Consider the following 22,495-nt stretch of genomic DNA (forward strand, 5'->3'; position numbering starts at 1 on the left):
AGACCCCGATCCGGTCACGGCCGCGCGACCTGCGCCGTTGCCCCCCTCCCTCTGTGAATAACCCCATCGCGAGCTGCGAATACGCTCTCCTAGACTGCCTGGGTGACTCCAGCCGCTCTTGCCGATCTTGTCCGTTCCGCCGCCGTCGACGTCCTCACCTCCCGAGGCCTCGACACCGGCGTGCTTCCGGCCGAGGTGACGGTGGAGCGACCCCGCAACCCGGAGCACGGCGACTACGCCACCAACCTGGCGTTGCAGGTGTCCAAGAAGCTCGGGGTGAACCCCCGTGACTTCGCCGGCTGGCTGGCCGAGGCCCTGACCAAGCAGGACGGCGTGGCCGCGGTGGACGTCGCCGGGCCGGGCTTCCTCAACCTGCGGCTGGACGCCGACGCGCAGGGCGCGATCGTGCGGGAGGCGCTGACCGCCGGCGCCGCCTACGGCCACAACGAGCTGCTGGCCGGCAAGAAGATCAACCTCGAGTTCGTCTCGGCCAACCCGACCGGCCCGGTGCACCTGGGCGGCACCCGGTGGGCCGCGGTCGGCGACGCCCTGGGCCGGGTCCTGGAGGCCGAGGGCGCCGCGGTGACCCGGGAGTACTACTTCAACGACGCCGGCGCGCAGATCGACCGGTTCGTCCGCTCGCTGGTGGCCGCGGCCAAAGGCGAGCCGGCCCCGGCCGACGGCTACGGCGGCGGCTACATCGGCGACATCGCGGCCGAGATCCTCAGGCGGGAGCCCAGCGTGCTCTCGCTGCCCGACGCCGAGCGGGACGAGACCTTCCGCCGGGTCGGCGTGAACCTGATGTTCGACGAGATCAAGCAGAGCCTGCACGACTTCGGCACCGACTTCGACGTGTACTTCCACGAGAACTCGCTGCACGAGTCGGGCGCGGTGGAGCGGGCCGTCGAGCGGCTCAAGGCCTCCGGCGACCTGTACGAGCAGGACGGCGCCTGGTGGATCCGGTCCAAGGACTTCGGCGACGACAAGGACCGGGTCGTCATCAAGAGCGACGGCCAGCCGGCCTACATCGCCGGTGACATCGCGTACTTCAAGGACAAGCGGGACCGCGGCTTCGACCTGTGCATCTACATGCTGGGCGCGGACCACCACGGCTACATCGGCCGGCTCAAGGCGGCCGCGGCGGCGCTGGGCGACGACCCGGACACCGTCGAGGTGCTCATCGGCCAGCTGGTCAACCTGGTCGCCGACGGCAAGCCGGTGCGGATGAGCAAGCGGGCCGGCACGGTGATCACGCTGGAGGACCTGGTCGACGCGGTCGGCGTGGACGCGGCCCGGTACTCGCTGATCCGGTCCTCTGTGGACTCCGCCGTGGACATCGACCTGGACCTGCTGCGCAAGCAGTCGGCCGAGAACCCGGTGTACTACGTGCAGTACGCGCACGCTCGGGTGTGCAGCGTGCTGCGCAACGCGGCCGACCTGAAGATCGACGAGGGTCAGGTCGCCGACGCCGACCTGAGCCTGCTGACCCTGGACAAGGAGGGTGCGCTGATCCGCACCCTCGGCGAGTTCCCGAAGGTCGTCGCCTCGGCGGCCGAGCTGCGCGAGCCCCACCGGGTGGCGCGGTACCTGGAGGAGCTGGCCGGCTCCTTCCACAAGTACTACGACGACAAGGACCCCCAGGCCAAGGTGCTGCCCAAGGGCGACGAGGAGGTGTCGGCGCGGGCCGTCCCGCAGCTGCACCTCTACCGCGCCACGCGGCAGGTGCTGCGCAACGGCCTGGCCCTGCTCGGCGTCTCCGCCCCGGAACGGATGTAGGAAAGTCATGCGCGCACACCCCGCCGGCCCACGTCACGCCGACGTGCTCGTGCCGGCGAACACCGCGGGACCCCGACCGTCCACTTCAGACGAGCTGGACACGCTGCCGGTCAACGTGTGGCCGCTCAACACCGGCCGCCGCGCGGACGGCGTGGTCGAGTTCGCCGGCGTGGACGTGCGGGACCTGGCGGAGCAGTACGGCACGCCGCTGTTCGTGGTCGACGAGGACGACTTCCGCACCCGCTGCCGCACCCACGCCGAGGCCTTCGGCGACCCGGCGCTGGTGCACTATGCCTCCAAGGCCTTCCTGTCGGTGGAGATCGCCCGCTGGGTCGCGCAGGAGGGCCTCGGGCTGGACGTGTGCAGCGGCGGCGAGCTGGCCATCGCGCTGCGCGCGGAGTTCCCGCCGGCGCGGATCGCCTTGCACGGCAACAACAAGTCCACGGCCGAGCTGGCCATGGCGGTCGACGCCGGGGTCGGCGTGGTCGTGCTGGACTCGTTCCTGGAGATCGCCCGGCTGGACGAGATCGCCCGCCGCCGCGGCGTGCGGCAGGCGGTGCTGATCCGCGTCACGGTCGGCGTCGAGGCCCACACCCACGAGTTCATCGCCACCGCGCACGAGGACCAGAAGTTCGGCTTCTCGTTGGCCGGCGGGGATGCCGCCGAGGCGGCCCGCCGGGTGCTCAAGGCCGAGGGGCTCACGCTGGTCGGCCTGCACAGCCACATCGGCTCGCAGATCTACGACGCCGACGGTTTCGAGATCGCCGCGCACCGCGTGATCGGGTTGCTTTCCGAGCTGCACAAGGAACACGGGTCCGACGCGCTGGCCGACCTGTCCACTGTGGACCTCGGCGGCGGCCTCGGCATCGCCTACCTGCCGGACGACGACCCGCCGCCGGTCGGGCAACTCGCCGAGCAACTGCGCCAGATCGTGCGCAAGGAGTGCGACAACGAGGGCCTACCGGTGCCGCGCGTGGCCGTGGAGCCGGGCCGCGCCATCGCCGGCCCCGGCACCGTCACGGTGTACGAAGTGGGCACCACCAAGGACGTCGTGCTCGGCGGCGGCGCCGGCCGGCGCTACGTCAGCGTCGACGGCGGCATGAGCGACAACATCCGCACCGCCCTGTACGACGCGGCCTACGACTGCCGGCTGGTGTCCCGCCGCGTCGACGAGGACGTGCCGGCGACCCTGTCCCGCGTGGTAGGCAAGCACTGCGAGTCCGGCGACGTGGTGGTGCGCGACTGCTGGCTGCCCGGCGACATCGCGCCCGGCGACCTGCTCGCGCTGGCCGCGACCGGCGCCTACTGCTACGCCATGGCCAACGGCTACAACCGGCTGCCCCGTCCGGCGGTCGTCGCCGTCAAGGACGGGCAGAGCCGGCTGTTGCTGCGCAGGGAGACCGAGGACGACCTGTTCCGCCTGGAGGCATAGTCGTGAAACCCATCAAGGTCGCGATGCTCGGCTGCGGCACCGTCGGCACCGAGGTGGCGCGGCTGCTCACCGACCAGGCGGAGGACTTCGCGGCCAGGATCGGGGCGCCGGTTGAGCTGGCCGGCATCGCCGTGCGCCGGCTCAACAAGAGCCGGGACGTGCCGGCCGGGCTGCTCACCACCGACGCCGACTCGCTGGTCGAGTCCGATGTGGACGTTGTCATCGAGGTGATCGGCGGCATCGAGCCGGTGCGCTCGCTGCTGCTGAAGGCGCTGCGCGCCGGCAAGTCCGTGGTCACCGCGAACAAGGCGCTGCTGGCCGAGCACGGTCCCGAGCTGTACGCGGCGGCCGACGAGTCCGGGGCCGACATCTACTTCGAGGCCTCGGTGGCCGGGGCCATCCCGCTGCTGCGCCCGCTGCGCGAATCCCTGGCCGGGGACCGGATCAACCGGGTCATGGGCATCGTCAACGGCACCACCAACTTCATCCTCTCGGCCATGTCGGCCACCGGCGCCGGCTACGCCGAGACACTGGAGGAGGCCAGCCGCCTCGGCTACGCGGAGGCGGACCCGACCGCGGACGTCGACGGGTTCGACGCCGCGTCCAAGGCGGCCATCCTGGCCTCGCTGGCCTTCCACACCCGGGTCACCGCCGGGGATGTGCACCGCGAGGGCATCTCCCAGGTCACCTCGGCCGACATCGCGGCCGCCCGCGGACTGGGCCGCACGGTCAAGCTGCTGGCCATCTGCGAGCGGGTCACCGACGCCGACGGCGTGGAGTCGGTCGCCGTCCGCGTGCATCCGGCGATGATCCCCAACAGCCACCCGCTGGCCTCGGTCGGCGGCGCCTTCAACGCCGTGTTCGTCGAGGCCGACGCGGCCGGCCAGCTGATGTTCTACGGCCAGGGCGCGGGCGGCGCGCCGACGGCCAGCGCGGTGCTGGGCGACCTGGTCGCGGTGGCGCGCAACATCGTCGCCGGCGGGCGCGGCCCGCGCGAGTCGGCGTACGCGGACCTGCCGGTCCGGCCGATGGGCCAGGCCAGCACCCGCTACCACATCAGCCTGGACGTGGCCGACCGTCCGGGCGTGCTGTCCCAGGTCGCCGCCGTGTTCGCCGAACACGACGTGAGCATCGCCGTGGTGCGCCAGGAGGGCCGTCCGGTGGACGCCAGCCTGGTCGTGGTCACCCATGCCGCCTCCGACGCAGCGCTGCGCGGAACCGTGGACAAGATCGCCGGACTGCCGGTGGTCCGTGAGGTCGTCAGCGTCATGCGGGTCGAAGGGGAAGAGTCATGATCACTGCTGTCAGACCGGGATGGCCGGGGATCATCGCCGCCTACCGGGACCGGATCCCGCTGCCGGCCGACGCCGAGATCGTCACCCTGCACGAGGGCGGCACGCCGCTGGTCGAGGCCGGGCACTTGTCCGAGCTGACCGGCAGCCGCGTCTACCTGAAGGTGGAGGGGGCCAACCCGACCGGCTCGTTCAAGGACCGCGGCATGACGGCGGCGATCAGCCTGGCCGTGTCGCAGGGGGCGAAGGCGGTCATCTGCGCCTCCACCGGCAACACCTCCGCCTCGGCCGCGGCCTACGCGGCCAAGGCCGGGCTCACCTGCGCGGTGCTGGTGCCCAGCGGCAAGATCGCGCTGGGCAAGCTGGCCCAGGCGGTCATGCACGGCTGCCGCATCCTCCAGGTGGACGGCAACTTCGACGACTGCCTTGAGCTGGCCCGCAAGACCGCCGCGGAGTTCCCGATCTCCCTGGTGAACTCGGTCAACCCGATCCGCATCGACGGCCAGAAGACCGCCGCCTTCGAGGTGTGCGACGTGCTGGGCCGGGCGCCGGACGTGCACCTGCTGCCGGTGGGCAACGCCGGCAACATCACCGCGTACTGGAAGGGTTACACCGAGTACGCGAAGGACGGCGTGATTGCCGCCGCGCCAAGGATGTTCGGTTTCCAGGCGGCCGGCGCGGCCCCGCTCGTGCAGGGCGCTCCGGTGAAGAACCCGGAGACCGTCGCCACCGCGATCCGCATCGGCGATCCCGCTTCCTGGGACGGCGCGATCAACGCCCGTAACGACTCGGACGGCCTGATCGACGCTGTCACCGACGACCAGATCCTTGCCGCGTACCGGTTGCTGGCCTCGCGCGAGGGCGTGTTCGTGGAGCCCGCCTCCGCCGCCAGCGTCGCCGGTCTGCTGCTGACGGCCGCGGATGGCCGGCTGCCCAAGGGTTCCACGGTGGTGTGCACCGTGACCGGTCACGGGCTGAAGGACCCGGACACCGCGCTGAAGGGCATGCCGGAGTTCGAGGTGCTGCCGGTGGAGCCCGGCGCGGTCGCGCACGCCCTGGAGCTGGTGTGAGGGCGGTTCATGTCCGGGTTCCGGCCTCCACCGCCAATCTCGGCTCCGGCTTCGACGCCCTGGGTCTCGCGCTCGGCCTGTACGACGAGGTGACGGTTGAAGCCGCTGCCTCCGGCCTCGATGTGCAAGTGCGGGGCGAAGGTGCGGGGCAGGTGCCGCTCGACGAGGATCACCTGCTGGTGCGGGCGATCCGAGCCGTCGACGGGGTGCCGGACGGTCTGATTGTCCGGTGCCGCAACACCATCCCGCACTCCCGCGGCCTCGGCTCCTCGGCCGCCGCCGTCGTCGCCGGTGTCGCCGCCGGCTACGCGCTGGTCGGCAAGACGTTGGATGACCGGGCCTTGCAGCTGGCCGCGGAGTTCGAGGGGCACGCCGACAACGCGGCGGCCAGCATGCTCGGCGGTCTGGTGCTGGCGTGGGGCGAGGGGGAGAAGGGGCAGTGCTTCCGGGCCGTTCGCCTCGAACCCCACCCCGACCTGGGGGCGATCGTCTTCGTTCCGGCCACGGAGTCGTCCACGAAGACCACCCGCGGGCTGCTGCCGGCCCAGGTGCCGCACGTTGACGCGGCGTTCGCGGCCGGACGGGCAGCGCTGGCGGTGCACGCCGTGACCGTCGCGCCCGAACTTCTTTTGCCCGCCACGGAGGATCGACTGCACCAGGGGTATCGCGAACCGGCGTGGCCGGACACGATCCGTGTTGTCGAGGCGCTGCGCGCGGCCGGCCTGCCGGCCACCGTGTCCGGCGCCGGTCCCACGGTGTTCACGCTGGTCAGCGGGGATCAGGAGGTTCCGCCCGGGGTGGACCTGTCCGGCTTCCGGGCCCGACGGCTGAAAATCGACCGGGACGGCGTACAGGTTCGGCCGATCGGTTGATTTTGCCACAAAGTCCTGGTCGTGGGTGTTGTGACGGATGCGCCACGCCGGGGACCGGTTGTTGCACCATGCCGGCCTGCCGTCTACCCTCAGGGTAGATCAGTCACCGAGCGCACGGGCGCCGGTGTCGTGCCCGGGCACTCGTCCCGGTACGCATCTCCCGATCGGAACGTCCTAGTCGACGTCTGGCGGGATACCCGGCCGCTGTGGTGACCGACAAGTCCCGTGTTCGCGGCTTTCCGCCCGCTCACGGGCGACCGCGCCGTTCAGCGTTCGGGACGGCGCAGCTGGTCCAAGTAGGAGGCTCGGACCGGTCAGGAAGGACATGTGTGAGCAACACCGATCTCTTGGGCAGCGACGCGGTGTCCGCCGCGCCGGGTTCCCAGCAGGACTCGGCTCCTGCCCCCCGTACCGAATCCAAGGAGACCCCGCTGACCACCACGAAGCGCCGCGCAGGACTGTCCGGCATGGTGCTCGCGGAACTGCGCGAGCTCGCCGGTCAACTCAACATCAGCGGCACCGCGGGCATGCGCAAGGGCGACCTGATCGCCGCGATCAAGGAGCGCCAGGGGTCTTCCGGCGGCCGCGCCGAGACCGCCGAGCTGCCGCTGACCGGTGTCACCGCGTCCAAGCCGGCTCGCCGCACCGCCGAGAAGCCCGCCCGCGCCGCCGACGGCAAGAAGGAGAAGGCCGCCGAGGCCAAGGCCGAGGCGCCCGCTCCGGTCGAGGCGCCCGCGCCGGCGCCCGCCCCCGAGGCCTCGGCCCCGGCGGAGACCGCCCCCGCGCCGCGTCAGGGCGAGGAGGAGGGCGGCCGCCGCAACAACCGGCGCCGTCGCACCGCCGGCCGTCCCGCCGGCGCCCCCGACAGCTCTGACCAGCAGCAGTCCTCGGCCTCGGCCGGCGACCGCCCGCAGCAGGGCGAGCGTCAGGAGCGGCAGGACCGCCAGGACCGTCAGCAGGGCGACCGCGGCGAGCAGCGTGACCGCGGCGACCGCCAGCAGGGCGACCGCGGCGAGCAGCGCGACCGCGGCGACCGCCAGCGCGACCGCAACGACCGCGGCTCCCGCGGCGACCGGCAGCAGGGCAACAACCGGCCGGACAACCGCCAGCAGGACGATGACGACGACGAGCGCGGCGGCCGCCGCGGGCGTCGCTTCCGCGACCGCAGGCGCGGCCGTGACGGCGTCGAGCGCGGCCAGGGCGGCGGCGGTGGCGACACCGAGGTCCGCGACGACGACGTGCTGCTGCCCGTCGCCGGCATCCTGGACGTGCTGGAGAACTACGCCTTCGTGCGCACCTCCGGCTACCTGGCCGGCCCGAACGACGTCTACGTGTCGCTGTCGCTGGTGCGCAAGCACGGCCTGCGCCGCGGCGACAACATCACCGGCGCCGTGCGCCAGCCCCGCGAGGGCGAGCAGCAGCGGCAGAAGTTCAACCCGCTGGTCCGGGTGGACACCATCAACGGGCTCGAGCCCGACCAGGTGCGCAACCGGCCCGAGTTCACCAAGCTCACGCCGCTCTACCCGAACGAGCGCCTGCGCCTGGAGACCGAGCCGCACATCCTCACCACCCGCGTCATCGACCTGGTGATGCCGGTCGGCAAGGGCCAGCGCGCGCTGATCGTGTCCCCGCCCAAGGCCGGCAAGACCTCGGTGCTCCAGTCGATCGCCAACGCGATCACGACGAACAACCCCGAGTGCCACCTGATGGTGGTGCTGGTGGACGAGCGTCCGGAAGAGGTCACCGACATGCAGCGGTCGGTGAAGGGCGAGGTCATCGCCTCCACCTTCGACCGCCCGCCGGGCGACCACACCTCCGTGGCCGAGCTGTCCATCGAGCGGGCCAAGCGCCTGGTGGAGATGGGGCACGACGTGGTCGTGCTGCTGGACTCGATCACCCGTCTGGGCCGCGCGTACAACCTGGCCGCGCCGGCATCGGGCCGCATCCTGTCCGGTGGTGTCGACTCGACCGCGCTCTACCCGCCCAAGCGCTTCCTCGGCGCCGCGCGCAACATCGAGGGTGGCGGCTCGCTGACCATCTTCGCCACCGCGCTGGTGGAGACCGGGTCGACCATGGACACGGTCATCTTCGAGGAGTTCAAGGGCACCGGTAACGCCGAGCTCAAGCTGGACCGGCGCATCGCCGACAAGCGGGTCTTCCCCGCCGTCGACGTCGACCCGTCCGGCACCCGCAAGGAGGAGCTGCTGCTCCCGCCGGACGAGCTGGCCGTGATGCACAAGCTGCGCCGCGTGCTGCACGCCCTGGACAGCCAGCAGGCCATCGACCTGCTGCTGGACCGGCTGCGCAAGAGCCGTACCAACATCGAGTTCCTGATGCAGGTGGCCAAGACGACGCCGGGCAGCAACGGCGACGACTGATCGCGTAGACGCCAACGGGGCCCTTCCCAACCGGAAAGGGCCCCGTTTGGTGCTTGGAAGGGGGCTTTCCTCCACTCGGAGTGGAGGAAAGCCCCCTTCCAAACGAATGGGGACCCCGGTGCGGGGGAGGCGTGGAGCCCCCGGAAGGCCGGGACGGTGGGAGTGGCCCGGCGATGGCTTTACTGGTGCGGGCGGGCCGCCGGGGTCCAGCCCCGGTAGTTGTTGAAGTAGTCGTAGCCGCCCATGGCCTTGGTCACGTGGCCGATGCGGCCGTTGACGCTGGAGGCCCAGAAGCCGCCCGCGCCGTCGGAGATGCCGACGTGGCCGTAGGCGCTGATGTTCCAGTACACGAAGGCGCCCAGCGGCGGGTTGTGGTCGCCCGCGTGCTTGGGGGAGGCGCCGTTCCAGTGGGCGTTGGCCGAGGCCCAGACGCCGGTGGTGCCGTAGGCGTTCTCCGCCGCCTTCTCGCAGTAGCCCTGGTAGGCGGTGCTGCCGTTGTGGGCCTGGTACCAGGCGACCGCGCCGGCCGCGGTGCCGTCGCCGGCCGACATGGGCGCGGCGATGGCGGCCGGGGCCGCGGATGCCTCGGCCAGCGGGACGGCGCCGATCGCGGTGACCGACAGGGTGACGGCCAACGCGGCCTTGGCGGCGGTCTTCAGAAAACTGTTCACGTCGTATCCCCTCAGCAAGTGAGATCTTGACGAGCCGAGGGCGACGCTAGGGGCGTGACCGGAGTCACGTCAGCGGCCGTTGCCGGGAGTGGAAACGTGAGCGCCGGGTCACGCCCCGTCATCAGACGAAAGTTGGTGCTCCCACACGCACAGCGCCACCGACACCGCCGCCGCCGGCGCGCCGATCGCGATCGCCACCAGGTCGGGCAGGGCCAGCCAGCTCAGCGCGATCCCGGCGGCCAGCACCAGCGCCGGGTACCCGCCGGCGAGCCGGCGCAGCCGGGTGTGCCGGCCCCAGGCCACCCCCGAACGCAGCGCCGCCGTCACCGCGGCCGCCGCCCCGAACACCGGAGCCGACAGCGGCAGCGTGCCGTCGCCCACGTCCAACGCCAGGCAGGCGGCCCCGAGCAGGCCCAACACAGTGGCCGTGAACAGCATGGGCACGATCAGCCACACCGCCGGCGGCAGTGGCCGCGGCGGCGAACAGGCGTCCAGCGCGCATGACACGGGCCACAGTGTGGCGAATAGGCCATTTGGCGGGCGGGTGAGGTCGGTGGAAGGCCGCTCGCAGCGCCCAGCGGACCGCGCCGAGCGGCGAGTGGTCGACGGGGAACAAACCACCGGGGCGGCCTGTTTATGCAGGTGTCGGGCCGTCTGGCAGAATGGACGGTCGAGTCAGGCTCCGGTTCACCCCAGCAGCAGCCAAGGGGACCCGGCGGCCGCCGATGAGAGGAAGCAAGCACATGAGGGCCGGCATTCACCCGGAGTACGTGGAGACGTCCGTGACCTGCGGTTGCGGCAACACCTTCACCACCCACAGCACCAAGACCTCCGGTGCGATCCACGTCGAGGTCTGCTCCAACTGCCACCCGTTCTACACGGGCAAGCAGAAGATCCTGGACACCGGTGGCCGCGTCGCCCGCTTCGAGGCGCGCTACGGCAAGCGCAAGAAGTGAGGGGACGGGCTCGGGAGGACGTCTGTCCGCGGACTGCGCGAACCTGATCGCCCGTCGTTCGCATCTGGGGGCGACCCCCAGACCCCCGAGCCGAGGCTTCGCCTCGGGGGCGTGGGTTTGAACGTCGAGAGGGCCCCGTAGCCGACATGGCTGCGGGGCCCTCTCGCGTTGTGCCACGACCCGGCGTCTGGGGGTGTCGCCGGGTCCTGCCCACTCCGGGGAGTGGACGCGGTTTCCTGCGGTACTGCCTGGGAATGTGTCGTGCGCCGGGGCGGCGCCGGCTGGGGGCTACCGACGCCGCCACGGTCTTGCATCGCCCCCCACCGGGGGCTCTCCCGGACCCCGGTGCGGTTGGACACCACTAGACTGCCCGCGCGGCCCGGACGACTCATCGTCAAAATTGGGTATCTGGCGTTGCCGGGCAACCGGATCGTCGACCTCTCGGTGACCAAGATTCGTACCCGGATACCGGATAACGCGTCCGGCCGCTCGGTCGATAGGCCGGTTGGTTGAAGCATCATCAAGGCGGTCGTTCTCCCACGGCCGCGCCGACGTTGTGGGCAGGGGGCTGCGCATGACAGGGCACGCTTGGCTAGGGCGCATACCCGCGGTCCGCGTCCCGGCGACGGTCGCCGTGCTCGCGACGATCGCGGTCAACCTCTCGCCGGCCCGCACCGTCATCCCGGACCAGTCCGGCCAGCTGCTGCTGGTCGTGGCGGTGGCCGGTCTCACCGCCTGCGGTGTCGTGATGGCGTACATGCTGGCTCGACTGGACGACAGCAGAGGTATCGGCGGACTGGCCGCGGCCGTAACGGTCTACGCGGTGGTTGTGCTGCCCACCACCGTCATCGCCTTCACCACGCCCAACACCCAGCACGTGATGGGCCTGCTGCGCACCACCGGCGTCCTGCTGTTCCTGGCGCTGATGGCGATGGCCCTGGTGCCGGGCCAGCCGTCGTGGACGATGGGCTGGCCGGGCGGCCTGGCGGGCATGGTCGTGGCGGTCGCGCTGGCGGTGCTGGTCTACGAGGTGCCGGCGCTGGACGCGCTGGCCGCCGACGGCACGCTGGACCGCCTGCTGGTGGGGCTGTGGCTGCTCGTGACGCTGGCCTACATCGCGTACGGCATCCGCAACCGGGTGCCGATGGCCTACGGGCTCGGCGCCGGCATGGTGGTGGTCTTCCTGGCCCAGGTGCTGCGCGAGACCGGCAACATGGGGCTGGGCGGGGCCAGCCTGCGGCTGTGCGGCGCGGTCATCATGTGCGCGGCCCTGGCCCGCCGGCTGCGCGAGCGCTGGCACACCTCGCAGCTGCGGGTGGACCGCATCGCCGAGCTGGACCACGAGCTGCACAACGTGCTGGCCGGCCTGGACGGCATGACCCACGTGCTCAACCACGCCGGCACCGACGACCGGGAGCTGCTGGGCGAGGCCGTCCGCGAGGAGATCGGCCGCCTGCGCAACCTGCTCGACCAGCGGGCCGAGCCGATGGGCTGCGCGGTGGACCCGGTGCTGACCCGCATCGTCACCCTGCGCCGGACCAACGGCCTCGACGTGGAGCTGGACGTGGAGCCGGGCCTGCGCACCACGATGCCGGCCGACGCGTTCGCCCAGGTCGTGACCAATCTGCTGGCCAACTGCGAGCGGCACGCGCCGGGGGCGAAGGTGCTGGTCAGCGCCCGCGCCCACGGCCGCACCGTGCAGGTCGAGGTGCGTGACGACGGCCCCGGCCTGGCCCCGGAGGTGCGCGGCAAGGTGTTCCGGCGCGGCGTGCACGACCGCTCGCGCGGCGGCAGCGGCCTCGGCCTGCACCTGAGCCAGCAGCTGGTCGGCGCGTCCGGCGGATCCCTGTCGCTGCGTCCGGCGGCCGACGGGCACGGCACCGTCGCGGCCCTGGCCGTGCCCGCGGGACGCTGATGCGACCACCCGTTCTGGTGATCGACGATCACGCGATCGTGGCCACCTCTCTCGTGTTGGCGCTGCGCGCCCAGGGCCTGCCGGCCAAGCGCTGCCCGGTCACCTCGGAGGAGGCGATCCTGGCCGAGGCCCAGGCCGGCGCCGAGCGCGGCCTGGTGCTGCTGGACATGGACCTCGGCCTGGACGTGGACGGGGCCGACCTGGTGGTGCCGCTGCGGGCGATGGGCTGGCAGGTGCTGGTCGTGACCGGGTCCTCCAGCCGCAACCGGATCGCCGCGGCCGTGGTGGCCGGCGCGATCGGCTGGGTGTCCAAGGCCGCGCCGTTCGAGCAGCTCGTGCAGGCCGCCGTGGCCGGGGCCGCGGGCCGGTCCAACCTGTCCGAGCGGGAACGCCGCGAGCTGGTCGAGCTCAACCGCGGCGACCGCGACCGGGCCCGCCTGCTGGACCGGCTGACCGCCCGTGAACGGGAGGTGCTGGACCGTCTCGCCGCCGGTCACCGGGCCGCGAAGGTGGCCGAGGAGTTTGTCGTGTCGGTGGCCACGGTGCGCAGCCAGATCCGCTCCATCCTGGCCAAACTGGAGGTCGGCTCCCAGCTGGAGGCGGTCGCGCTGGCCCGATCGGGTGGCGGCCCGGGTCGTTAGGCAGACTAGGGAGTGTGACCAGACCCGTCCCTGAGGCCCTTGAGGCGTTGCTGACCGAGTACCGCGAGCTGGAGGAGCGGCTCGCCGACCCCTCGGTGCACGCCGATCAGGCGACGGCACGCAAGCTCGGGCGCCGCTATTCCGAGCTGACGCCGGTGGTGCGCACGATCCGTGAGCTGGAGCAGGTGCGCAACGACATCAGCGCGGCCGAGGAGCTGGCGGGCGAGGACCAGGCCTTCGCGGCCGAGGCCGACGAGCTGCGCGCGCGGATCCCGGAGCTGGAGCAGAAGCTGACCGAGCTGCTGCTGCCGCGCGACCCGCACGACGGCTCCGACATCGTGATGGAGGTCAAGTCGGGCGAGGGCGGCGAGGAGTCCGCGCTGTTCGCCTCCGACCTGGTGCGGATGTACCTGCGCTACGCCGAGAAGCACGGCTGGAAGGCCGAGATGCTCGACGCCACCGACTCGGACCTGGGCGGCTACAAGGACGCCACGCTGGTGATCAAGTCCAAGGGCAACGACCTGGACGGCGTGTGGGCTCGGCTGAAGTTCGAGGGCGGCGTGCACCGCGTGCAGCGGGTGCCGGTGACCGAGTCGCAGGGCCGCATCCACACCTCGGCCGCCGGCGTGCTGGTCTACCCCGAGGTCGAGGACGTCGAGATCGAGATCGACGAGAAGGACCTGCGGGTGGACGTGTTCCGGTCCTCCGGGCACGGCGGGCAGAGCGTCAACACCACCGACTCGGCGGTGCGCATCACCCACCTGCCCACCGGCATCGTGGTGTCCTGCCAGAACGAGCGGTCGCAGTTGCAGAACAAGGCCAGGGCCATGGAGGTGCTCCAGTCCCGGCTCCAGGCGCTGGCCGAGGAGAAGGCCCAGCAGGAGGCCTCGGCCAACCGTCGCAGCCAGGTCCGCACCGTGGACCGCTCGGAGCGGATCCGCACCTACAACTTCCCGGAGAACCGCATCTCCGACCACCGCATCAACTTCAAGGCCCACAACCTGGACCAGGTGCTGACCGGCGAGCTGGACCCGCTGCTGGACGCACTGGCCGAGGCCGACCGGGCCGAGCGGCTGGCCGCGGTGGGCAGCAATGGCTGACGTCCGCCACCGCCAGCCGCTGCGGCTGGCCATCCTCGACGCCGAGCGGATCCTGTCCGCCGCCGGCATCGACAGCGCGCGCTTCGACGCCGAGGAGATCGCCGCCCACGTGGTCGGCGTGGAGCGGATGAAGCTGCCGCTGGTGCCGCTGGTCGACCCGCAGGTGGTGGAGGGCATCGGCAAGCTGGTGCACCAGCGGGCCAAGCGGATTCCGTTGCAGCACCTGCTGGGTTGGGCCCCGCTGGGACCGATCACTGTGGACGTCGGCCCCGGCGTGTTCATTCCACGGCCGGAGACCGAGCTGCTGTGGGAATGGGGATTGGCTGCCCTGCAAGGGAAAACCAACCCCGTGGTGGTCGACCTGTGCACCGGATCGGCCGCGTTGGCGTTGGCGGTGGCCCATTCCCGGCCCGACGCCGTGGTGCACGCGGTGGAGATGGACCGCTCCGCGCTGGCCTGGGCCCGCCGCAACGCCGACAAGCGGGCCGCCGCCGGCGACACCCCGATCCGGCTGCACGCCGCCGATGTCACCGCCCCCGGCGCACTGTCCGAACTGGACGGCGCTGTCGACCTCGTGCTGTGCAATCCCCCTTACGTGCCAATGGGAACCGCGGTGCCGCCGGAGGTTGCCGAGCACGATCCCGTGCAGGCCGTGTTCTCCGGCGGCGACGGACTCGACGTCATCCGGCCGGTCGTCGCGCTGGCCGCCCGACTGCTCAAGCCCGGCGGCGGCGTGGCCATCGAGCACGACGACACCCAGGGCGAGTCCGTGCCGGCGCTGCTGGCGTCGCGGCGGGTGCTGACCGATGTGGAGGACCACCTGGACCTGCCGGGCACGCCCCGGTTCGCTACCGCACGGCGGAGCCCGCTGCCATAGCGTCGAAGATCGGGGAGGTCTGGGCCCAGGCGCTGGCCGGGGCCGAGGCGTAGACGTCGTACTGGGTGCCGTCGGCGTTCCAGTAGAGGATCTTCACGTGCCGCGACTCGCCGTTGAGGCTGTAGGTGAACTCCCACAGCACGGCCGGGTTCTGCTGGTATTTCTGCTGGCTCATCTGCACCCGCTGGTAACCCGGTTGGGTGGACCATGACTGCTTCTCGTAGGCGGTCAACCAGGTGAACAGGTCGGCCTCGCCGGCCACGCCCTGGTAGCGCACGAACCGGCCGCTGGCCCCGCCGTTGGCAGGGTCGTCGGCCTGGAAGCCGTTGCGGATGGAGCTGACCTGCCACCCGTTCGGGATCACCGTTGTCAGCCCGGCCGGGCCGCTGACCTGCTGGAATCCCGCCGGCGGGCCGGTCGGCGCGGGGGAGGCAGCCGTCGGCGCGGCGGCCGCGGCCCCGGCGATCGCGGTGCTGCCGTGCGTGGCCAGCAGGGCCACCCCGATCAGGCCGCCCGCGACCAGGTAGCCGACCGCCGCGACCAGCGCCAGCTGTAGTGGAGTGCGCACGGCCCTCCCTGTCCGGAAGAATGCGAGCCGAACCAAGCCTACTGAGCGAGGGTCGCGGATGGGCAACGAGTGGCAGGCCGGCCGGGAGTGGAAGGACATCTCCACCAAGTGGCGGCTGGTGCCGGCCGGGCTGCGGTCCTCGCGTCCGGACGACCCGTTCGCCCAGGGCTGGCTGGCCCTGGAGGCCGGCGACCTGGCCCGGGCCCAGCCGCTGTTCGAGGAGGCGTGCCGCGTCCGCGGCGACGGCAACGACTACGTGGCCCTGGGCGACGTGGCCGTGGCCAGGCGGGACTGGGCCGCCGCCGAGGCCCAGTTCCAGCGGGCCCTGGTGGTCGCGCCGCTGTCCATCCTGGCCGTGCTGGGGCTGTCCCTGGTGCGGGCGGCCACCGGCCAGGCCGAGCACGCCGTGGCCGAACTGGACGTGCTGTCCCGCACCCGCAAGGGCGATCCCGTCATCGGCTACTACCTGGCCGTGGCCCTGCTGGCCAGGACCGTGGAGGTGCGGACCGAGACCGGCGACGGTCGGCTGCTCATCGGCGACGTCAACCAGCTGGCCGAGTGCGAGGCGCTGGCCCGCAGGGTCGCCGTCTCCGGCACCGACGACCCCGAGTTGCTGGCCGGCGCGCGGGCGCTGCTGGAGGAGGTCCGGTCCGGGCAGGAGTGGATCTGGACCGCCCCCCGCAACGCCGCCTTCCTCGGCGGCGTGGCGGCGATCTTCGGCCTGGTCCCGATCATCCTCGGCGGCCTGCTGGGCAGCTGGCCCCTGGTGCTGGCCGGCCTGGTGATCGGCGCCGCCGCGGTGTTCTACGCCGTCTACACCTACCGCCGCCAACGCTGGCAACTCCGCGCCCTCTCCCGCTGACCCCCCACCCCCTCTTTTCCCCACATGCGCTTCCTACTTGGCGTCAGACGCCACATGGGAAGCGCATGTGAAGAAACCGGGGCATCGAGCGCCGGGGTGCCACGTGCGCTTCCCATGTGGGTTCGGACGCCATATGGGAAGCGCATGTGGTGTCACGCGCCCCGCGCGGAGGGCGGGGTTGGGGTTCTGCGACGATCCCTTGCCGTGAGCACTGTTTATGACTGTTCCCGGCAGGACAGCCGCGAGGCGGGGCTGGCCGCGGCGGCGGGCGCGGTCCGCTCCGGCCGTCTGGTGGTGCTGCCCACGGACACCCTGTACGGCATCGGCTGCGACGCGTTCGACGCGGCGGCGGTGCGGTCGCTGCTGGAGGCCAAGGGGCGCGGGCCGGACATGCCGATCCCGGTGCTGGTGGGCTCCTGGACGACCATCGACGGCCTCGTGTTCTCCGTGCCGACCCAGGCCCGGCAGCTGATCGAGGCCTTCTGGCCGGGCGGCCTGTCGCTGGTGCTCAACCACGCCCCGTCGCTGAACTGGGACCTGGGCGAGACCCGCGGCACGGTGATGCTGCGCATGCCGCTGCACCCGGTGGCGATCGAGCTGCTGCGCGAGGTGGGCCCGATGGCGGTGTCCAGCGCCAACCGCAGCGGCCACGCGCCGGCGACCACGGCGGCCGACGCCCAGGCGCAGCTGGCCGAGTCGGTGGCGGTGTACCTGGACGGCGGCACGGCGGACAAGGGCGTGGCCTCGACCATCCTGGACCTGACCGGCGCGAAGCCGTTGGTGCTGCGGGAAGGCGCGGTCACCATCGCCGAGCTGAACGAGGTGCTGGGCGAGGACGTCGTCGGCAAGTGATCAACTAGCCCGGGAGCTGGGCGCCACACGGATGGCGGTAGCGTTGTAGTCGTCTCTTTCCCCTTGCAGCGAACACAAGGAGCGACTGCACGCCGTGGGTACTCAGCTGCCAACCCCGGCCGGCGGCTTGTTGCCCGTCCGGGAGTACCTCCTCGTCGGGCTCACCGCCGCCGCGGTGACGTTCCTGCTGACCGGCCTGGTCCGGGTGATCGCGATCCGGCTGGGCGCGGCCCACGCCCCGCGTGCCCGCGACGTGCACGTCACGCCCATCCCGAAGATGGGCGGCCTGGCCATGTACGCGGGTGTGCTGGCGGCGATGCTGCTGGCCCACCAGCTGCCGGTGCTGCGGGTGGCGTACACGTACTCGCTGGCCCCGTGGGGAGTGGTGCTGGCCGGGCTGCTGATCACGCTGGTCGGCGCGATCGACGACCGGTTCGAGCTGGACTCGCTGACCAAGCTGGCCGGCCAGGTCACCGCGGCCGGCATCCTGGTGGTGTTCGGGGTGCAGTGGCTGGCCTTCTGGGTGCCGTGGGACGGCCTCAACGGCAGCTACGGCTCGGTCCTGGTGCTGGGCCCGAGCCAGGGCACGCTGCTGACCATGCTGCTGACCGTCACGATGATCAACGCGATGAACTTCGTGGACGGCCTGGACGGCCTGGCCGCCGGCATCGGCTTCATCGCCGCCGCGGCCACCTGCGCCTTCTCCCTGGGGCTGCTGGACCAGCGCGGCGGCGACGCCCACCTGTACCCGCCGGCCCTGATCTCGGCCGCGCTGGCCGGGGCCTGTCTCGGCTTCCTGCCGCACAACTTCAACCCGGCCAAGATCTTCATGGGCGACTCCGGCTCCATGCTGATCGGCCTGATGCTGGCCGCCGCCAGCACCTCGCAGGCCGGCGACCTGAACTACTCGGTGGCCGACCCCCGCGACCTGATCGCGCTGCTGACGCCGCTGATCGTGGTGGCCGCCGTGCTGTTCGTGCCGCTGCTGGACCTGATCATGGCGATCATCCGGCGCACCCGGAAGGGCATGAGCATCGGCAGCGCCGACAAGATGCACCTGCACCACCGGTTCCTGGAGATCGGCCACTCGCAGCGGCGGGCGGTGCTGCTGATCTACCTGTGGGCCGGCCTGCTCGCCTTCGGCGCGGTGGCGCTGGCCTTCGCCCCGGTGGAGGTGGTGATCTTCGGCGTCGCCGCCGGACTGCTGCTCGCGCTGGGCGTCTCGGCGGTGCCCCGGCTGAAGGCGGCCCGCGCCGCCGCACGGAGCAACTAGGTCCAGATCGGGCGAATTGTCAAGACTGCCGCCGGATTTAACGAACCCGAACTTGCGTCCGCGCGTATAGTCCTTGGGGTTGCAGACTCGCTGGACGCACCACGAGCCCGTCTCTGAGGGCCCGTGGCAGTGGCGTCCGTACGCTGTGGTAGCGTTCGCCGTGTCTCCGAACGACGGGGACCTGCCGACCCAGTGACCGTTCGAAATCCGAGGTCACGGCCGACACAAAGCTCGGACGGCGCCGCTACGACGAGGAGCTGCCCTTGACTGACCGTCATCTCTCCGCGCGCTCTGCCGGATAGCGACAGCCGTCCTGTCATGTCCGCCAAACAGCCCAGCGGTCGCCCGAGCGTGGCGAGCCTGATCGGTATCGGCTCCACGGTCGTGGTCCTGGTTGTCGGCGGAGTGGGACTCGGATGGTGGTTGGACTCGGTCCTGCACACCGTTCCGGTCTTCGTGTTCATCGGCCTGGCCGCAGGCATGGTCAGTGCCTGGATTTTCGCCTACGCCACGCTTCGCAAGTTCCTGAAACAATGAGGTTCGAGGGGTAAAGCATGTCAGCCGGGGAAGCTGCGTCGCCCACTCCCATCCACGTCCAGCGGATAGTCGATCTGCGTCGTCCGCTGTTGATGGCGGCCGCTATGGGAGTCCTGGCGCTTGTCGTGTCGGGTCTGCTTGGCCACATTCTGATGGGGGTCTTCGGCGTCGTCGGCCTCGGGCTGGGCCTGCTCAACACCCGCCTCGTCCAGCGCTCGGTCGCCAAGGCGACCATCACCGAGAACCCGAGCAAGCGGGGCCTGGCCATCTCGGCCCTTGGCCGGCTCGCCATCATCACCGCGCTCGCCATCGGCCTGTTCTTCCTGGTGCGGCCGGACGGCATCGGCATCTTCCTCGGCCTCGCGGTCTTCCAGCTCATCATGATCGCCAGCACCTCGGCATCGGCAGTGAAGGGGCTTCGCCAGCAATGACGACGCAGAATCTGGCCGCCTCGCAGATCGAGATCGGGCAGCACCTGTTCCGTTTCGAACTGTTCGGCATGACGTTCAACGGTGACACGTTGCTGGCCAGCGCGCTCGCCGCCGTGGTCCTGATCGTGCTCGCGTTCACGCTGCGGGCGAAGATCACCTCCGGCGTGCCGGGCGGCGTTCAGCTGTTCTTCGAGACGATCACCGGCGCGGTGCGCCAGCAGGTCGACAACATCATCGGCCTGAAGATCGCGCCGTACGTGGTGCCGCTGGCCATGTCGCTGTTCCTCTACATCCTGGTGGCCAACTGGATCGCCGTGCTGCCGGTGCAGATCGGCGGGCACGACCTGATCCCGCCGCCGGCCTCGGACGCCAACTTCACCTACGCGCTCGCGCTGCTGGTGTTCGTGTGGTTCCACGTCGCCGGCGCGCGGCGCCGGGGCGCCGGCCGCCACCTGGTGCAGCTGGCCAAGGGCCACGTCACGTTCCTCGCCCCGATCAACATCGTCGAGGAGCTCGCCAAGCCGATCTCGCTCTCGCTGCGACTTTTCGGCAACGTGTTCGGCGGCACCATCATGGTGTCCCTGATCATGGCGATGTTCCCGTCGTACATCCTGTGGGCGCCGAACGTGGTCTGGAAGCTCTTCGACCTGTTCGTCGGACTGATCCAGGCGTTCATCTTCGCCCTGCTGACCATTCTCTACTTCGGTCAGGCGACGGAAGTGTCGGAGGAGCACCACTGATTCCGACTGTCATACCTGCTTGGCTTAGTCTGACATTCACCACAGTGACATTCTTTACGGGCGTCAAAGAAATATCGGATTAGGAGAGTCATGGCTGACATCAACCAGGCCATCATCGCGGCTGGTGCCTACATCGGTGGCGGTCTCATCCTCGGTGGTGGCGCGATCGGCGCCGGTATCGGTGACGGTATCGCTGGTAGCCAGTTCATCGCGGGTGTGGCTCGGCAGCCGGAGGCCCAGGGCCGCCTGTTCCTCCCGTTCTTCATCACCGTCGGTCTGGTCGAGGCCGCGTACTTCATCAACCTGGCGTTCATGGCCCTCATCGTGTTCTCCCAGCCGGGTAGCGGGGCCTGATCTCCATGCGGAACGAGGTTCTCGCGGCGGGGGACAACTTCCTCCTTCCCAACGGCACCTTCTATGGCGAGCTGATCATCTTCGCCATCGTCCTGCTGGTCATCTGGCGCTTCGTGCTGCCGCCCGTGCAGAAGGCGCTGAAGGACCGCGAGGACATGGTCCGCAAGGAGGCCGAGCAGTCGCGTGCGGCTGCCGAGCGCTTCGAGCAGGCCGAGGCGAAGTACAACGAGGCGTTGGCCGAGGCCCGTGCCGAGTCCGCGTCCATCCGGGACACCGCGCGGGCCGAGGGCCAGCGCATCCTGGACGAGATGCGGCAGCGGGCGCAGGCCGAGGCCGACCAGATCGTGCAGCGGGGCGACGAGCAGCTGGCCGCCCAGCGCGCCCAGGTCGTCGCCGAGCTGCGCACGCATGTCGGTGAGCTGTCCACGGCGCTGGCCGGTCGGGTCGTCGGCGGCGAGCTCGCCCCGGCCGCGCGCGGCAACGCCAACGTGGACCGCATTCTCGGCGAGCTGGAGGGGAACGGCTGATGGGCGTGGCCGAGTACATCGCTGAGCTCTTCGCGTTCGCGATCATCGTCTTCTTCGTCGTGCGGTACATCGTGCCGCCGGCGCGCAAGGCGATGCGGGCTCAGCAGGAGACCATCCGCGGCCAGATCGAGCGGGCCGAGCAGACCGAGAAGCGGCTGGCCGTCGCCGAGGCGAAGTACGCCGACGCGCTGGTCGAGGCCCGCGAGGAGGCCGCGAAGATCCGCGACAACGCGCGTGCGGACGCGCAGCGGATCGTCGAGGAGATGCGGGCGCAGGCCGACCGCGAGGTCGAGCGCATCCGGCTGCGGGGCGAGGAAGAGCTCGCCAACCGCCGCCAGCACCTGATGCGCGAGCTGCACGCCTACCTCGGTCAGCGGTCGGTCCAGGTGGCCAACCGCCTGGTCGAGGAGCACCTGGCCGACGCGGGCGCCCGCAGCGCCACCGTCGACCGGTTCCTGGACGAGCTGGACGCGATGTCCGCCCGTGACGAGGCGGCGACCTCCGAGCCGTCGCTGGTCGCGAGCAAGGGAGAGAGCTGATGCACGCCGCAAGTCGTGAGGCGCTCGCGGCCGCCGAGCTGCGGCTGCTGGACGTCATCGACGGCGCCGACGACCAGGGTCTGGTGACCCTGGGCGAGGAGCTGTTCGCGGTCGTCCGGCTGCTGATCGACGAGCACGCGCTGCGCCGCGCCGTCTCGGACCCGGCGTCCGAGCCGCAGGCCCGCGAGGGCCTCGTGCGCGGGCTGCTCGCCAGCAAGGTCGGCGAGGGCACGCTCAAGGTGCTGTCGGCGGTCGTCACGGCCCGCTGGTCCAGCGGCCGCGAGCTGCTGGACGGCCTGGAGTCGCTGGCCCGCACCGCGCTGCTGGTGCGCGCCGAGCGGGGCAACCGGCTGGACGCGGTCGAGGACGAGCTGTTCCGGCTGGGCCGGATCATCGCCGGCCAGACCGAGCTGGCGCAGGTGCTCGGGGCCAGCGGCGGCAACGCCGCCGGCAAGGCCGAACTGGTGGACTCGCTGGTCGCCGGCAAGGTCGAGCCGGTCACCGAGATCCTGGTGCGCCAGCTGGTGACCACGCCGCGCGGCCGCGACATCGTGTCCGGTCTTGAGGAGCTCACCGCGGTCGCCGCCCGGCGTCGCGAGCGCTCCGTGGCCTACGTGCGGTCGGCCGTCGAGCTGACCGCGGCGCAGGTGGACCGGCTGGCGACCGCGCTCGCGCGGGTCTACGGCCGCCAGGTCGTGCCGCACGTCGAGATCGACCCGACGGTGCGCGGCGGACTGGTGGTCAGGGTCGGGGACGAGGTCATCGACGGCAGCGTCGCCGGCCAGCTCGACCTGCTGCGCCGTGAACTGGCCGGCTGAGTCGGCTCCCAAAC

24 protein-coding genes are annotated in these 22,495 nt (G+C 71.3%); 21 read left to right on the forward strand and 3 right to left on the reverse strand.

Annotation, left to right across the window (positions count from 1 at the left end; translation table 11 throughout):
- Positions 1-102: 102 nt before the first annotated feature.
- The 6 genes from argS (at position 103) to rho (ending at position 8,820) form a co-directional block, all read left to right on the forward strand.
- Positions 103-1,776, forward strand: a complete 1,674-nt coding sequence (gene argS / locus ACIG5F_RS24405; protein WP_396521068.1) for an arginine--tRNA ligase — start codon at positions 103-105, stop codon at positions 1,774-1,776.
- 7 nt (positions 1,777-1,783) lie between these two features.
- Positions 1,784-3,208 carry a diaminopimelate decarboxylase gene (gene lysA, locus ACIG5F_RS24410; RefSeq protein ID WP_396521070.1) on the forward strand — a complete coding sequence of 475 codons (1,425 nt, stop codon included), beginning with the start codon at positions 1,784-1,786 and terminating at the stop codon, positions 3,206-3,208.
- A 2-nt stretch (positions 3,209-3,210) separates the two neighbouring features.
- Positions 3,211-4,503, forward strand: coding sequence for a homoserine dehydrogenase (locus tag ACIG5F_RS24415; protein WP_396521072.1), 1,293 nt, complete (start codon positions 3,211-3,213; stop codon positions 4,501-4,503).
- Complete coding sequence (gene thrC / locus ACIG5F_RS24420; RefSeq protein WP_396521074.1) at positions 4,500-5,570, forward strand: threonine synthase; 1,071 nt, start codon at positions 4,500-4,502, stop codon at positions 5,568-5,570. The genes ACIG5F_RS24415 and thrC overlap by 4 nt, the downstream gene beginning before the upstream one ends.
- Positions 5,567-6,442, forward strand: coding sequence for a homoserine kinase (gene thrB, locus ACIG5F_RS24425; RefSeq protein WP_396521076.1), 876 nt, complete (start codon positions 5,567-5,569; stop codon positions 6,440-6,442). The genes thrC and thrB overlap by 4 nt, the downstream gene beginning before the upstream one ends.
- A gap of 329 nt (positions 6,443-6,771) precedes the next feature.
- Positions 6,772-8,820, forward strand: a complete 2,049-nt coding sequence (gene rho, locus ACIG5F_RS24430) for a transcription termination factor Rho (protein WP_396521078.1) — start codon at positions 6,772-6,774, stop codon at positions 8,818-8,820.
- 179 nt (positions 8,821-8,999) lie between these two features.
- Here rho and ACIG5F_RS24435 read toward each other — a convergent pair whose 3' ends face one another.
- Together ACIG5F_RS24435 and ACIG5F_RS24440 are read right to left on the reverse strand one after the other, a co-directional pair.
- Entirely contained in the window at positions 9,000-9,491 is a 492-nt protein-coding gene (locus tag ACIG5F_RS24435) for a CHAP domain-containing protein (protein ID WP_396521080.1), read from the reverse strand.
- 108 nt (positions 9,492-9,599) lie between these two features.
- Positions 9,600-9,998 carry a hypothetical protein gene (locus ACIG5F_RS24440; protein ID WP_396521082.1) on the reverse strand — a complete coding sequence of 133 codons (399 nt, stop codon included), beginning with the start codon at positions 9,996-9,998 and terminating at the stop codon, positions 9,600-9,602.
- 236 nt (positions 9,999-10,234) lie between these two features.
- Here ACIG5F_RS24440 and rpmE point away from each other — a divergent pair, with 236 nt between their 5' ends.
- The 5 genes from rpmE to prmC all read left to right on the forward strand — a co-directional run bounded on the left by rpmE (position 10,235) and on the right by prmC (position 14,980).
- Entirely contained in the window at positions 10,235-10,447 is a 213-nt protein-coding gene (rpmE, locus tag ACIG5F_RS24445; protein ID WP_211765482.1) for a 50S ribosomal protein L31, read from the forward strand.
- 574 nt (positions 10,448-11,021) lie between these two features.
- Positions 11,022-12,362: a sensor histidine kinase gene (locus tag ACIG5F_RS24450; protein WP_396521084.1), complete on the forward strand. Its 1,341-nt coding sequence runs from the start codon at positions 11,022-11,024 to the stop codon at positions 12,360-12,362.
- Positions 12,362-13,003 (forward strand): LuxR C-terminal-related transcriptional regulator, encoded by a 642-nt coding sequence (locus ACIG5F_RS24455; RefSeq protein ID WP_396521086.1) that lies wholly within the window; start codon positions 12,362-12,364, stop codon positions 13,001-13,003. The genes ACIG5F_RS24450 and ACIG5F_RS24455 overlap by 1 nt, the downstream gene beginning before the upstream one ends.
- A gap of 14 nt (positions 13,004-13,017) precedes the next feature.
- Entirely contained in the window at positions 13,018-14,103 is a 1,086-nt protein-coding gene (gene prfA / locus ACIG5F_RS24460) for a peptide chain release factor 1 (protein ID WP_396521088.1), read from the forward strand.
- A complete protein-coding gene (gene prmC, locus ACIG5F_RS24465) occupies positions 14,096-14,980 on the forward strand; it encodes a peptide chain release factor N(5)-glutamine methyltransferase (protein WP_396521090.1) in 885 nt (294 codons plus the stop codon). The genes prfA and prmC overlap by 8 nt, the downstream gene beginning before the upstream one ends.
- On the opposite strand, the gene ACIG5F_RS24470 is transcribed toward prmC, so the two are convergent.
- Positions 14,952-15,548, reverse strand: coding sequence for a hypothetical protein (locus tag ACIG5F_RS24470; RefSeq protein ID WP_396521092.1), 597 nt, complete (start codon positions 15,546-15,548; stop codon positions 14,952-14,954). The two genes, prmC and ACIG5F_RS24470, sit on opposite strands and share 29 nt — an antisense overlap.
- 58 nt (positions 15,549-15,606) lie before the next feature.
- Here ACIG5F_RS24470 and ACIG5F_RS24475 point away from each other — a divergent pair, with 58 nt between their 5' ends.
- The 10 genes from ACIG5F_RS24475 (at position 15,607) to ACIG5F_RS24520 (ending at position 22,481) form a co-directional block, all read left to right on the forward strand.
- Positions 15,607-16,410, forward strand: a complete 804-nt coding sequence (locus ACIG5F_RS24475) for a hypothetical protein (RefSeq protein ID WP_396521094.1) — start codon at positions 15,607-15,609, stop codon at positions 16,408-16,410.
- Positions 16,411-16,614: 204 nt separating this feature from the next.
- Entirely contained in the window at positions 16,615-17,262 is a 648-nt protein-coding gene (locus tag ACIG5F_RS24480) for an L-threonylcarbamoyladenylate synthase (RefSeq protein WP_396521096.1), read from the forward strand.
- 106 nt (positions 17,263-17,368) lie between these two features.
- The gene (locus tag ACIG5F_RS24485; protein WP_396521219.1) at positions 17,369-18,535 is read left to right on the forward strand and encodes a glycosyltransferase family 4 protein; all 1,167 of its coding nucleotides are present in this window, start codon (positions 17,369-17,371) and stop codon (positions 18,533-18,535) included.
- A gap of 318 nt (positions 18,536-18,853) precedes the next feature.
- A complete protein-coding gene (locus ACIG5F_RS24490) occupies positions 18,854-19,072 on the forward strand; it encodes an AtpZ/AtpI family protein (protein ID WP_396521098.1) in 219 nt (72 codons plus the stop codon).
- A 17-nt stretch (positions 19,073-19,089) separates the two neighbouring features.
- Complete coding sequence (locus ACIG5F_RS24495; protein WP_396521100.1) at positions 19,090-19,503, forward strand: ATP synthase subunit I; 414 nt, start codon at positions 19,090-19,092, stop codon at positions 19,501-19,503.
- Complete coding sequence (gene atpB / locus ACIG5F_RS24500) at positions 19,500-20,243, forward strand: F0F1 ATP synthase subunit A (RefSeq protein WP_396521102.1); 744 nt, start codon at positions 19,500-19,502, stop codon at positions 20,241-20,243. Before ACIG5F_RS24495 ends, atpB begins: the two co-directional genes overlap by 4 nt.
- 90 nt (positions 20,244-20,333) lie before the next feature.
- Positions 20,334-20,597, forward strand: coding sequence for a F0F1 ATP synthase subunit C (locus tag ACIG5F_RS24505; protein WP_184865394.1), 264 nt, complete (start codon positions 20,334-20,336; stop codon positions 20,595-20,597).
- A 5-nt stretch (positions 20,598-20,602) separates the two neighbouring features.
- Positions 20,603-21,124, forward strand: a complete 522-nt coding sequence (locus ACIG5F_RS24510; RefSeq protein ID WP_396521104.1) for a F0F1 ATP synthase subunit B — start codon at positions 20,603-20,605, stop codon at positions 21,122-21,124.
- Positions 21,124-21,663: a F0F1 ATP synthase subunit B gene (gene atpF, locus ACIG5F_RS24515; RefSeq protein WP_396521106.1), complete on the forward strand. Its 540-nt coding sequence runs from the start codon at positions 21,124-21,126 to the stop codon at positions 21,661-21,663. The genes ACIG5F_RS24510 and atpF overlap by 1 nt, the downstream gene beginning before the upstream one ends.
- Entirely contained in the window at positions 21,663-22,481 is an 819-nt protein-coding gene (locus ACIG5F_RS24520) for a F0F1 ATP synthase subunit delta (RefSeq protein WP_396521108.1), read from the forward strand. Before atpF ends, ACIG5F_RS24520 begins: the two co-directional genes overlap by 1 nt.
- Positions 22,482-22,495 lie beyond the last annotated feature (14 nt).

Source organism: Kutzneria sp. NPDC052558 (assembly GCF_044547355.1).
In the GTDB taxonomy this organism is placed as follows: Bacteria; Actinomycetota; Actinomycetes; order Mycobacteriales; family Pseudonocardiaceae; genus Kutzneria.